Source organism: Clostridia bacterium (assembly GCA_035628995.1).
GTDB lineage: Bacteria > Bacillota > Clostridia > Lutisporales > Lutisporaceae > BRH-c25.
This window is the reverse complement of record DASPIR010000029.1, coordinates 134,757-146,933: the sequence shown is the minus strand read 5'-3', so window position 1 is coordinate 146,933 and position 12,177 is coordinate 134,757. Positions and strand designations below refer to the sequence as shown.

Here is a 12,177-nt window from a genome sequence, read left to right as displayed (position 1 = left end):
CCGTAGGCGGCTATGGCGGCGGCTACGGCGGTGGTATGGGCGGCTACGGCGGCGGTATGGGCGGCTACGGCGGCGGCGGTGGTTATGTGAATACAGTAGGCTCAGTAACAGATATTCCTCTTGATAGAATAGCAGCAGTTGTACGTAATGCTGTGTAACAAGCTGAAGGAAAATAAATAAACAACATTTTACAAAGGGGATACGGGATGATACATCCATGTATTCCCTCAAGTTTTTAAATACATGCTGTCACCAAATCGGTGCATGTACATAGTATGGAAGTGGGAAGTGAGAAGTCCAATTGAGGGAAAGGGGGTGAGAAAATGGCAAATGGATTTGGTTACGGCGGCGGCGGCTTCACCGGAAATTTTTTTGACCTGCTTTCAGACCTAATAGGAGAAACTGTAACGATATTCACTACGAGCGGAGGAGACTCAGGCTCAGGCTTTACTGGTGTTATACTCTCAGTAAACCAATGTTTCGTTAGACTTGTAACCCACATAGGACCGGCTCCCGGCTGTGCACTGGGCAATGCATGCGGCGGGCCTATGGGCGGCTACGGAGGAGGCTATGGGGGCACTACTGGTTATATAAGGACAGTAGGCTCTGTAACAGACATACCTCTTGACAGGATTGTTGCAGTTGTGAGCAATGCTGTGTAGTCATCAGATGAGATAAAATAAACCCAAGCCGATTTACGGCTTGGGTTTATGCATGTCCTGCTTCTATGCGTTATCAGTTATTATCTTGCAATTGCCTATGAATACAGCGCCTTCGTCAACAATGACGTTCTTAACTGTTATATCGCCTATAACCTTTGCAGTGTGTGTAATATGGAGCTGGGAGGTTGCAATAACATTGCCTTCTACGACTCCGGCAATAAATGCATTTTCTGCTTTTATATTGCCTTTGATGGCTCCTTCTTCGCCGACAATCAGGTTGCCTGCTATATTCAGCCCTCCGTGTACTTTGCCATCCAACCTTACAGTACCCTCGGCATTGACAGTACCTTCAAGGCTTGTACCCTTTCCTATAAGAGTATCCATTTTATCTCCGTTCAATGATCTCTTGCCTGAGCCAAACATTATACTACCTCCTTTTACATATAAATTGCAATATATAAATGCTTATTAAGATAACATTTTAGTTGAAGTACTTCGTTGGGTTGACATTTTTTCCATTTAGCTTTACTTCGTAGTGCAGATGAGTTCCAGTGCTTCTGCCTGTACTTCCTACCTTTGTGATGGCTTGCCCCTTCTTGACCTTATCTCCCTGCTTAACGAGCAGCTTTGAATTGTGGCCATATAAGGTGGTAAGGCCGTAGCCATGGGATATTATTACCATTCTTCCATAGCCTGCATTCCAGCCTGAGAAAATTACAATGCCATCACCGGTTGCTACAGCAGTCTGGCCGTAGGAGGCTGCAAAGTCAATACCTTTATGGAATTCGCTGCCTCTGCTTGTGAAAGGATTTTTTCTATAACCAAAACCAGCAGTTATAGAGGCAGTAACGGGCATAATGGATGGTTTGGCCATCAAATATGCAAGTTTGTTTTTTATTGGTCCCAAGGATTCACTTATTTCCTTTTTTTGGCTTGCAATTTTACCAGCAAGTGATGCAAAGTCAGATTCAATACCCTCTATATTCGCCGATAAATCGGAACTTGGCTTCGCTGCCAGCTTGCTGAAAGAAGAGCTGTTATCTGAAGAAACCGGACTGCTGTCGGTGCTTTTGCTGGTGGCGGAAGGAGTAATACCTACCGCTTTCTTAACCTCTTCCAGCATCCGTGAGTTCTCTTCCAGTTTTTTTTGTACTTCCTCAGAGTTTTTCTGCAGTTTTTCAATTTCAACCTTTTGAGAGCTGTTGATTACTGTGAGCTTTCCTATTTCACTTTTGCTGATTGCATACTGAAGTTTAAGAGATGACAAAATAGAAAAACTTGCTGTAGATGCTAAAACAAGCAGAATAATCGATACAGTAACAAATCTGGGAAACCAGATCGGCATTCTGAAAGATTTAACTGTAGACTGACTTTCAGGAATGAACATGAAAGTAGCATAATTCTTTTTGTTTTTCATCATTGCTTTTTTCAAATGAATCATCCTTTACTCTTATTAATATCTAAAGACATAAAAATTTCAAACTGCATTATTGGAATCACAGGTTTGAAATCTACAAAGGAGTCAAATTTTACTGAACTAAGAAATTCACATGGAAAAATTAATTAACAAGATACTTATTAACCATTTTAGACTAATTTTGCCATAATGTATAGTCCCAAAAAATTATCATTAAAAATTATAAATTAGAGAATAATACTTTTATGAAATGAAAATCAGATTTTGGAGGTATGGATATGAAGAAGGTAGGCATAGAAAAGCCGTTAAGCAATGTTAAAAGGTACCTGGAAAGCAAGGATTGCTCTGTAGAGGAGCTGGACAGCAATAATAAAGATTCTCAGAGAACCTTGGACAAATTTGATGCCATTGTTGTCAGCGGTTCTGATTCCAACTTTATGGGAATGGAAGATGTGGTGACTAATACAGCAGTAATAAATGCCAATGGTAAAACCGAGGATGAAATTTATGACGAGGTATTAAGGGCTGCAGATTTGAAGAAAAGATAAATTAATGTGGAATATACGCTCGTACTTGTATAAAATAAAAGTATGCACCAAATTGGCTGCATACTTTTTCTATGTCTTCATTTTTTTGATAGGAGTGCAATAGGATGATATATGTAGGAACATCGGGATACAGCTATAAGGATTGGGTAGGGCCATTCTATCCTGAAGATGCGAAGGCTGGGGATATGTTGGGCATTTATTCCGGCTCCTTTGACTTCACAGAGATTAATTCTACTTATTATAAGATACCTAATGCCTTTATGTTTTACAATATGCAGAAAAAGACAGGAGATGGATTTGTTTTTACTGTCAAGCTGCATCAGTCAATGACTCACGCGAGAGATGCGCGGGATAAGGACTACGAGGATTTTCTTGGCGCGGTGGAAGTGCTGAAGCAGGCCGGAAAGCTGGGGTGCCTGGTCTCCCAGTTTCCATATTCCTTCCACTTCAACAAGGAGAATATGGACTATATTCTTGGTCTCAGGGAAAGATTTGCCGATTTTGATATGGTGGTGGAATTCAGGAACAACAAGTGGGCTAATGACAGAACCATGGAGCTCCTGCGTTCGAACGACTTGGGTTATGTCTGTGTAGATGAGCCATCAGTTGCGGGACTTTTGGACCGAAGCGCAATAGGCACCTCCAAAGTCGCTTATGTCAGGTTCCATGGAAGAAACGATGAAAAATGGTGGGATCATAAGGAAGCGTATGAGAGATATGATTATCTCTATAAGGAGAGCGAACTGGAGCAGTGGAAAGGGAAGATATTGGAGCTTGAGAAACAGTCTGAAAAATGCTTTGTAAGCTTTAACAATCATTTCAGAGCTCAAGCTGTAATAAACGGTATTATGCTTAAAAGATTGCTGGGAATAGCAGAATAAAACTATACGGAAGGCGGATATATCATGGATAAAAGAGTAAAAACTATAGTAAATGCTGCTGCGATTACAGCAATTGGTGTAATACTCCCAACCTTGGCAGCATTATTAGTATACGGCCACTCTGTAAATAATTTTATAATAAGCAATTACATATTCAGTGTTGGAATACTTACTTCAGTGGCAGGAGGTATATGGAGCGTTCTACCTTTTTCCGTGCTCAAATCCAAGCTCAGGAAAGCAAAAAGAGGGGAAGAAGTTGCTGTACAAAAAAGGGAAGGCCTTATGTGGGGATACATACTAATAGTGGCGGGGGTATTGATTGTGATTGTATCATACGTTATAGCGGTACTTTAGGTGCGTTATTAACATTTTGATTGAATGGAAATATGTTATGTTAATAAGCACTAATATATAGGGGAGGCTTGTCCATGAGAACATTTATAGGGGCGGATTTTAACAGGGATGTAAAGGACAGTATCGCGGGCATACAGCATATAGTACGGCAAAACTCAGAAAGAGGAAGATTCAAGTATGTAGGGAACTTTCACCTGACACTTAAGTTCCTCGGCGAAGTTCAGCAAGCCAAAACTGTCGACATTGGAAAGTCACTCAAGGGTATTGCCTCAAGGCACCAGAAAATCTACCTTAACATAGACAAAATCGGCTACTTTGATGGCAAAGGGAGTATTCATGCCCTCTGGTTGGGGTTTTCAGGGGAATTGGATAAGCTGGTGGCATTGTATTCCGATATGGAGGAGGAAATGCACAGGCTGGGTATGAAAAAGGAAATGAAGGCCTATACCCCGCACATAACAATAGCTCAGGATTTAGTACTGAAGATACCCTTTGAAGAGCTTAAGGAGAAAGTAAACTTTCAAAGCTTCAAGACCATTGAAATCGGGGAGATTTCCCTGATAAAAAGTGAGGAAGCAGGAGGAAAAAGGCTTTACACGCCGGTTTCAACGTTTAGTCTAAAATAGGTTTCGGGGGGGACGGATAACACTGAAGACACTGAATTCCACGGAATACACGGATAATAAATAAAACAATATCGTCTTTAGCATTACAAGTACTAAATATCGTGTACCAGACCATATAGGAATACCTAGGCTTGCACGAGCCACGTGGCACGCAGCACGCAGCAAAATATATATTCGGATGTGATTTTTTGATTAACAGGGACGATTTTCTTCCTATTTCGAAGGAAGACATGCAGAAAAGAAAAATAGAGCAGCTTGATTTCATATGTATAAGCGGAGATGCATATGTAGACCATCCAAGCTTTGGTCATGCCGTAATAACAAGGGTTTTGGAGAACCGAGGCTATACGGTGGGTATAATTCCTCAGCCTGACTGGAGAAACACGGACGCCTTCAAGGTCTTGGGCAAGCCGCGCCTTGCCTTTCTGGTGTCTTCGGGCAACATGGATTCAATGGTCAATCACTATACTGCCAGTATGAAGCACAGGCGGGAGGACCTTTATTCTCCGGGTGGTGCAAGGGGAAAGCGGCCGGATAGGGCAGTTACAGTATATTGCAACAGACTCAGGGAGGCCTATAAGGATGTGCCCATTATAATAGGGGGAATTGAAGCCAGTCTTCGGAGATTCGCACACTATGACTTCTGGGACAATCAGGTCAGGAGATCCATACTGTTTGACAGCAGGGCAGACCTTCTGATATATGGAATGGGAGAAAAACCTATAATACAAGTGGCAGAAGCCCTTGACTCAGGAATGGAAATAAAATATGCAACCTATATAAACGGCACTGCCTACATAACCTCAGAGCTTGATAACATACAGGACTCAACAGTGATACCAAGCTACGAGGAGGTTCGGGACAGCACCAGAAAATATGCCCAGGCTTTCATGTTTCAATACAGAGAACAGGACTATCATACCGGAAAGGTACTGATACAGCCCCATGGAGAAAGATTTTTGGTACAAAATCCGCCTACTGCCACCATGACAAGAATAGAGCTTGATGATGTATACAGTCTGCCCTTTACCAGGGAATATCATCCGATTTATGAGGGTCAGGGAGGCATACCTGCTCTTAAGGAAGTAAAATTCAGTCTGGTTTCTCAGCGGGGGTGCTTTGGCGGCTGCTCCTTCTGTGCTTTAAATTTTCATCAAGGCAGAGTTGTGCAGAGCAGAAGCCATGAATCAATAATTGAAGAAGCGGAACAGCTTTTGAAGGATCCGGAATTTAAAGGCTATATACATGATGTAGGGGGGCCGACAGCAAACTTCAGAGCTGCCGCCTGCGATAAACAGCTTAAAGAAGGGGTGTGCAAGAACAGGCAGTGTCTTTATCCTGCGCCCTGTAAGAATCTCAAGGTGGACCACAAGGATTATATAACGCTGCTCCGAAAGCTCAGGTCTCTGCCCGGCGTAAAAAAGGTATTTGTTCGTTCAGGCTTGAGATATGACTATATGCTGGCTGACAAGGACGATGAGTTTCTAAAAGAGCTTTGCGAAAACCATATAAGCGGGCAGCTCAAGGTGGCTCCCGAGCATGTGTCTGACAAGGTGCTCCGGTATATGGGCAAGCCAGGGAAAGGCACATATGACAAGTTCGTAAAAAAATACTTTGATATGAATAAGCGGCTTCGAAAGGAGCAGTATCTTGTTCCCTATCTCATGTCGGCCCACCCGGGTTCAGACCTTGGGGCTGCTATTGAGCTTGCGGAATATGTGAGGGATATGGGTTATAACCCGGAGCAGATACAGGAGTTTTACCCGACTCCGGGCACACTGTCCACCTGCATGTACTATACTGAGCTTGATCCGAGAACCATGAAGCATGTGTATGTTCCCAAGGACCCTGAGGAAAAGGCTATGCAGAGAGCATTGATACAGTATAGGGACCCCAAGAACTACGAACTGGTATACAAGGCGCTTAAGGCAGGTGGAAGGGAAGATCTGATAGGCTTTGATGAAAAGTGCCTGATAAAGCCACCAAAGAATATGGGCAGCGGGAGAAGAAGTTCAAGAAGCGGGAGTAGGCCTGAAATAAAAGAAAGTCCACGGAAATCAAGAGCCGCAAGACCTTCAGCAAGAGGTAAAAAGAAATAGATTGGAGCATGAAGAAAATTAGAGCAGCCGTGTCATAGCACGGTATAAGCTACTTTGGCTATTTACATGGCTGCTTTGGCATTCGTACATCAATACCCAAAAGGAATACCCTATTGCCTATTGCCTATTGCCCATTGCCCATCGCCATTAACCCATTGACATAATTCTCCACCAGATGATTCCTCAATATGCTGCCAGTCTGCACTGCAATTGTAAGCAGATCCTTCACATGCCTATAGTACAGGAGCTCGTTTGAAAGTGGAGGATGCACTACCGCCGGAGGCAGCAGGGGCACTACGTCGTTTGTGTTTACAATTCTTACACTATTATCGATAACCTCGTTATAGATCTCTACAAACTTGGAATTGCCTACTCTTGGACTCCCAAAGTTATACATGACCGGGTTATTATAGACTGTGTTGGCAGCTGCATCCAGAGAGCAAAGTATCGCAAGGGCTCCTCCCAGGCTGTGGCCAGTGATGAAAAGTTGTTTTGAGCTGCTCAGAGTGTTTAACACATCCATTATCTGCTGCCTGCAGGCGTTATATATAGCCGCAAAACCCGAATGGATACCAAGCTTAATACGGGTATAAGGGAAATAAGTCTGCGATATTGTCGCATCGGCAATCCAATCGGGGTTGGATTTGCTTCCTCTGAAGGAGATTATTATGCTGTGGTCGGATTCTATAATGAAGCCGTACAAATCATTTGTCCTGGCGGGCGCAGCCACTATGGAATCAACCAGAGTATAACCTCCGGGCACATCAAAAGTTCCTTTGCAGTTAAACTGATTGTATGCCTGGAGACAGCAATCTGCAAGGAATAATGCCAAATTTTTATCAAAACCTATGGGGATAACCATTTTGATGCTCCCTTTCTTCGCTAAAAAGTCGAGTAATATATATTATTCAGCTATACTTGTTCTGGTTACGGAAGCGAGGCAAGTCAACGAACGTCACTGTGACTGCATATTTGATAATGGAAGGCTTCTATGCTTTAAGAATCCTTTTTTGTTTACTTTAGCAATACAATTCTGATAAAATATATTTGGCAGGCGTACAAAATTATTTGACGTTCTGTTTATACAAAACTGATAAAGTGCATAATATATGCACTAATTTAATAAATAAGGAGTGTATTCTAGAATGGGACATTTGTTGATTGATGGTGAACATTTAACCATAAAAGATGTTGTTGATGTTGCCAGAAACAACCAAAGAATCGAATTAACTGAGCAGGCAATAGGCAGAATAAAAAAGTCAAGAGAATATGTTGACAACCTTGTGGATAAGGGCGCTGTGGTGTACGGAATCACTACAGGCTTCGGAAAGTTCAGCGACGTATTCATATCAAAGGAAGATACCAAAACATTGCAAAGAAATCTTATTGTGAGCCATGCATGTTCAATGGGAGATCCACTGGCCGAAGAGGTAGTACGCGGAATAATGCTTTTGAGAATAAACGCACTTGCTAAGGGCTTTTCAGGTATCAGACTTGAAACAGTGAATACATTGATTGAAATGCTGAATAAGGGAGTGCATCCTATAATTCCTGAAAAAGGCTCTCTGGGAGCTAGCGGCGACCTTGCCCCTCTTGCCAACATGGTTCTCATTATGTTGGGTGAAGGAGAGGCAATTTATCAGGGAGAAAAGCTGTCAGGCAAAGAAGCTATGGACAAGGCGGGCATCAAAGTGGTAGAGCTGACTTCCAAGGAAGGACTTGCACTTATTAACGGTACTCCGGTAATGACGGCTATAGGTGCACTTGCCGCACATGATGCTATAAATCTTATGAAGAATGCTGACATAATAGCTGCTATGACGCTGGAAGCACTTAAAGGCATAACAACTGCCTTTGATAGTAAGGTGCATGAAGTAAGAGGGCAAAAGGGTCAGATGGCAGCTGCCAGAAACATGCTGAGATTGGTTGAAGGAAGCGAACTCACAACCTCACAGGGAGAGATAAGAGTTCAGGATGCATATACACTAAGGTGCATACCTCAGATACATGGAGCCAGCAGAGATGCAATACAATATGTGGCGGAAAAGATAACTATAGAATTGAATGCAGTAACTGACAACCCAATTGTATTTGCCGATGAGGATCAGGTAATATCCGGAGGAAACTTCCATGGGCAGCCGATAGCTATTCCTATGGATTTCTTGGGTATAGCAGTTTCAGAGCTTGCCAATGTTTCAGAAAGAAGATTGGAGAGATTAGTAAATCCACAGCTCAATGATCTTCCTGCATTCCTGACAAGAAAAGGCGGGTTGAACTCAGGCTTTATGATAACTCAGTATGCGGCTGCTTCTATAGTATCGGAAAATAAAATTCTTGCACATCCTGCAAGTGTAGACTCCATTCCTTCCTCTGCGAACCAGGAAGACCATGTGAGCATGGGAACTACTGCAGCGAGAAAGGCTAGAGTTATATTGGACAACGTGCAGAAAGTATTGGGAATTGAAGCTTTCGCAGCAGCACAGGCAATAAGCTTCAGAGGAGATGTAAAGCTTGGTAAGGGTACTTTAGAAGCTTATAAGGTTATAAGAAAAGAAGTGACTCCTGTAGATGAAGACAGGATAATGTATACTGACATGAATATACTGGACAAAATGGTTAAATCCGAAGCTTTTGTAAAGGCAGTGGAAAGTGCAATAGGAGAACTGGAATAACTCATAAAGAAGGTGTAATGAATGAAAGCTGATTTGATAATAAATGCTTCAGTAATAGCAGCCTGTACCGAGGTAGAAGGGGCAGGAATAATTGAGAATGGGTATTTGGCAGTAAAGGACGGAAAAATAATAGCACTGGGGGAAGGAAATGCTCCCAAGGATATGGCAGGTCCGGATACAAGAATAATTGATGCGGCCGGAAAGACAGTGACCCCTGGACTTATAGATGCCCATACCCACCTTGTTCATGGAGGCTCCAGAGAAAAGGAGCTTCCTATGAAGCTCAAGGGGGTACCTTATCTGGAGATTCTGAAAATGGGCGGAGGAATATTAAGCACCGTTAGAAACACAAGGGGAGCTTCCAAGGAAGAGCTGAAAGCAAAGGCAGAAAAGAGCCTGAACGAGATGCTGCTCCACGGTACTACTACTGTGGAAGCCAAAAGCGGATACGGTCTTGATTTTGATACCGAGATAAAGTGTCTTGAGGCGGCTGCTGAGCTTAATGCCTCCCATCCTGTCGATATAGTGTCCACTTATATGGGAGCTCATGCGATACCGGAAGAGTTCAAGGGAAATACCCAAGGCTATATTGACTTTATGTGTGAAAAGGTTATGCCTTATGTTAAGAAGAATGGCCTTGCGGAGTTCATTGATGTATTCTGCGAGGAGGGTGTATTTTCGCCCGAGGAGTCTAGGATCATAATGCAGAAGGGCAAAGAGCAAGGCTTCAAGCTAAAGATACATGCGGATGAAATAATTCCGCTCCAAGGTGCGGAGCTTGCAGGGGCAATGGGTGCTGTGTCAGCGGATCATCTGCTTGCTGCATCGGAGGAAGGTATTGCTGCGATGGCAAAAGCCGGGGTTACAGCGATACTGCTTCCGGGAACCTCTTTCTATCTTATGCTGGGTAAATATGCCCAAGCAAGAAAGATGATGGAGATGGGTGTCAGGGTAGCAATTGCAACTGATTACAATCCAGGCACATGTCCTACTGAGAACTTGCAGTCCATAATGACCTTTGCATGCTTTGGAATGAAAATGACTCCAGAGGAGATAATAAAGGGAATGACCTTGAATGCAGCTTACGGTGTGGACAGGGCAAGGGAAATCGGAAGCTTGGAAGTGGGCAAGAAAGCTGATGTAGTAATATTTGATGCCCCAAATCTCGAATACATAGTATATCATTTTGGTATAAACCATGTAAATACCGTTATTAAGAGCGGAAAAGTAGTTGTAGAAAACGGAAGAATGATAAAAAACTAAACATTAGCGGGGTGAATTTATGAGTTTATTAATGGATATGACTTTAAGAAGTTACTGTGATGTGCTGGCGAGCAGCGAGCCTGCTCCCGGCGGTGGCAGCACAGCGGCATTGTCAGGCGCCTTGGGCGCATCCCTTACAATGATGGTGGTGAATCTATCAGTTGGGAAGAAAACTTATGAGGGCTTGGATGAACATATAAAAGAGGCGTTCATGAAGGAATTCGACAATGTAAAGGCACTTCAGAAGGAGCTTACAGGATTGGTTGACGAGGATACCCAAGCCTTCAATAAGTTTATGGAGGCAATGAAGCTGCCTAAGGATACAGAGGAACAAAAAAAGGCACGTGGGGAGAAGATGCAGGAAGCAAGTCTATATGCGCTGCAGGTTCCTTTAAAGACTGCTGAAAGCTGCTTTAACCTGCTTAAGAATCAAACTTCAATTGCCAGGTATGGCAATAAGAATGCTGTCTCTGATGTAGGCGTAGGGGCGTTATTAGCCCTTTCAGGATTGGAAGGGGCAGTATTGAATGTAAACATAAACCTTCCGGGAATTGCAAATGAGGCTGTCAGAACAGAGGCTTATGAAAGATGCAGAAGGTTTACTGCCGAAGGCCGTAAGCTTCATGATGAACTGCTTGACATCGTGAATTCAAGGATAGGATAGGTAGGATATGATAACTAAGGAAATGATAGACAGGATAAACTTGCTAGCTAAAAAATCCAAGCAGGAAGGTTTGAACGATGAAGAGAAGCTGGAGCAGCAGGTGCTTAGGGGAAAATATATTGAATATATAAAAGGGCAAGTAAGACACCAGCTTGATTCAATTGAATTTGTCGAGGACGAGCATGAATGCAAACATGAACATCATGATTGCGACCATGGCTGTAATTGCAAAAAGCACTAGAAATTTGTAATAATTATTCACAAAATTGGTTTTAGTGGTATAATTAGCTATGGGAGGGATTTTTATGGCTGAAGTGCAATTTGTTATTTTTAAGCTCGGTAAGGAAGAGTATGGTGTAAATATAATGCAGGTTCAAGAAATTGGGCCTTATGAGGAACCGGTTAAGGTGCCTAATACCCCTGCATTTGTAGAAGGAGTAATGAACCTCAGAGGCAACGTTATTCCGGTTATAAGCTTAAAAAAGAGATTCAATATCCCTGAACAAGAGTTAACTGATAATACCAGGACTATTGTTATCAATTTCGGAGAAAAACAGATCGCCTTTATTGTCGATGACGCATCAGAGGTGTTGACATTGAACGAGGCGAATATTCAGGAGACCCCTGAGATAATAGCCGGGGTGGATAGAAAATATATAACAGGCATAGGAAAACAAGGGGACAGGCTGCTAATAATACTCGACCTGAACTTCCTGCTCAATGATCAGGAGCAGGTACAACTTGCTACCATGTAAGACTCAGCTTTAAAGTGCGGCACGGAACCGCACTTTTTTTGTTGCCGAACTACAAGGAAAAATGTGGAATAGAAAGAAAATTGTAACACTATAGGAAACCCACTATTAACAATTTAATAATATAATAGTATAATGCGTATATAAAGGGTACTAGCTTAGTGGCTAATGTCAGTTTAATGCAGAGACTTGCATTTCAACATGGAATATAAGCATTTGGTAGTTTTTTATTAACAAAG

At 42.6% G+C, this 12,177-nt stretch carries 14 protein-coding genes; 11 read left to right on the top strand and 3 right to left on the bottom strand.

Annotation, left to right across the window (positions count from 1 at the left end; all coding sequences use genetic code 11):
* Positions 1-323: 323 nt before the first annotated feature.
* Entirely contained in the window at positions 324-662 is a 339-nt protein-coding gene (locus VEB00_13485; protein HYF84027.1) for a hypothetical protein, read from the top strand.
* 63 nt (positions 663-725) lie between these two features.
* On the opposite strand, the gene VEB00_13480 is transcribed toward VEB00_13485, so the two are convergent.
* Positions 726-1,085, bottom strand: a complete 360-nt coding sequence (locus tag VEB00_13480) for a polymer-forming cytoskeletal protein (GenBank protein ID HYF84026.1) — start codon at positions 1,083-1,085, stop codon at positions 726-728.
* Positions 1,086-1,143: 58 nt separating this feature from the next.
* Positions 1,144-2,094 carry a M23 family metallopeptidase gene (locus tag VEB00_13475; GenBank protein HYF84025.1) on the bottom strand — a complete coding sequence of 317 codons (951 nt, stop codon included), beginning with the start codon at positions 2,092-2,094 and terminating at the stop codon, positions 1,144-1,146.
* A 263-nt stretch (positions 2,095-2,357) separates the two neighbouring features.
* Between VEB00_13475 and VEB00_13470 the strand changes: the two genes are divergently transcribed.
* From VEB00_13470 to VEB00_13450, 5 genes are all read left to right on the top strand, one after another.
* Positions 2,358-2,627, top strand: a complete 270-nt coding sequence (locus VEB00_13470; GenBank protein ID HYF84024.1) for a YkuS family protein — start codon at positions 2,358-2,360, stop codon at positions 2,625-2,627.
* A gap of 104 nt (positions 2,628-2,731) precedes the next feature.
* Positions 2,732-3,508 (top strand): DUF72 domain-containing protein, encoded by a 777-nt coding sequence (locus tag VEB00_13465; GenBank protein ID HYF84023.1) that lies wholly within the window; start codon positions 2,732-2,734, stop codon positions 3,506-3,508.
* Between the two features lie 24 nt (positions 3,509-3,532).
* Positions 3,533-3,862: a hypothetical protein gene (locus VEB00_13460; protein ID HYF84022.1), complete on the top strand. Its 330-nt coding sequence runs from the start codon at positions 3,533-3,535 to the stop codon at positions 3,860-3,862.
* A gap of 74 nt (positions 3,863-3,936) precedes the next feature.
* Positions 3,937-4,488, top strand: coding sequence for an RNA 2',3'-cyclic phosphodiesterase (gene thpR, locus VEB00_13455; protein ID HYF84021.1), 552 nt, complete (start codon positions 3,937-3,939; stop codon positions 4,486-4,488).
* A gap of 188 nt (positions 4,489-4,676) precedes the next feature.
* Positions 4,677-6,587 carry a YgiQ family radical SAM protein gene (locus tag VEB00_13450; GenBank protein HYF84020.1) on the top strand — a complete coding sequence of 637 codons (1,911 nt, stop codon included), beginning with the start codon at positions 4,677-4,679 and terminating at the stop codon, positions 6,585-6,587.
* A gap of 124 nt (positions 6,588-6,711) precedes the next feature.
* Here the strand turns inward: VEB00_13450 and VEB00_13445 are convergent, their stop codons facing one another.
* Entirely contained in the window at positions 6,712-7,449 is a 738-nt protein-coding gene (locus tag VEB00_13445; GenBank protein ID HYF84019.1) for a lipase family protein, read from the bottom strand.
* 283 nt (positions 7,450-7,732) lie between these two features.
* Here VEB00_13445 and hutH point away from each other — a divergent pair, with 283 nt between their 5' ends.
* The 5 genes from hutH to VEB00_13420 all read left to right on the top strand — a co-directional run bounded on the left by hutH (position 7,733) and on the right by VEB00_13420 (position 11,941).
* On the top strand, positions 7,733-9,259 hold the full coding sequence (hutH, locus tag VEB00_13440; GenBank protein HYF84018.1) for a histidine ammonia-lyase: 1,527 nt from the start codon (positions 7,733-7,735) through the stop codon (positions 9,257-9,259).
* A 21-nt stretch (positions 9,260-9,280) separates the two neighbouring features.
* Positions 9,281-10,522, top strand: a complete 1,242-nt coding sequence (gene hutI, locus VEB00_13435; GenBank protein HYF84017.1) for an imidazolonepropionase — start codon at positions 9,281-9,283, stop codon at positions 10,520-10,522.
* Positions 10,523-10,541: 19 nt separating this feature from the next.
* Entirely contained in the window at positions 10,542-11,186 is a 645-nt protein-coding gene (locus VEB00_13430; GenBank protein HYF84016.1) for a cyclodeaminase/cyclohydrolase family protein, read from the top strand.
* A gap of 7 nt (positions 11,187-11,193) precedes the next feature.
* On the top strand, positions 11,194-11,427 hold the full coding sequence (locus VEB00_13425) for a DUF896 domain-containing protein (protein ID HYF84015.1): 234 nt from the start codon (positions 11,194-11,196) through the stop codon (positions 11,425-11,427).
* Between the two features lie 64 nt (positions 11,428-11,491).
* On the top strand, positions 11,492-11,941 hold the full coding sequence (locus tag VEB00_13420; protein ID HYF84014.1) for a chemotaxis protein CheW: 450 nt from the start codon (positions 11,492-11,494) through the stop codon (positions 11,939-11,941).
* Positions 11,942-12,177 lie beyond the last annotated feature (236 nt).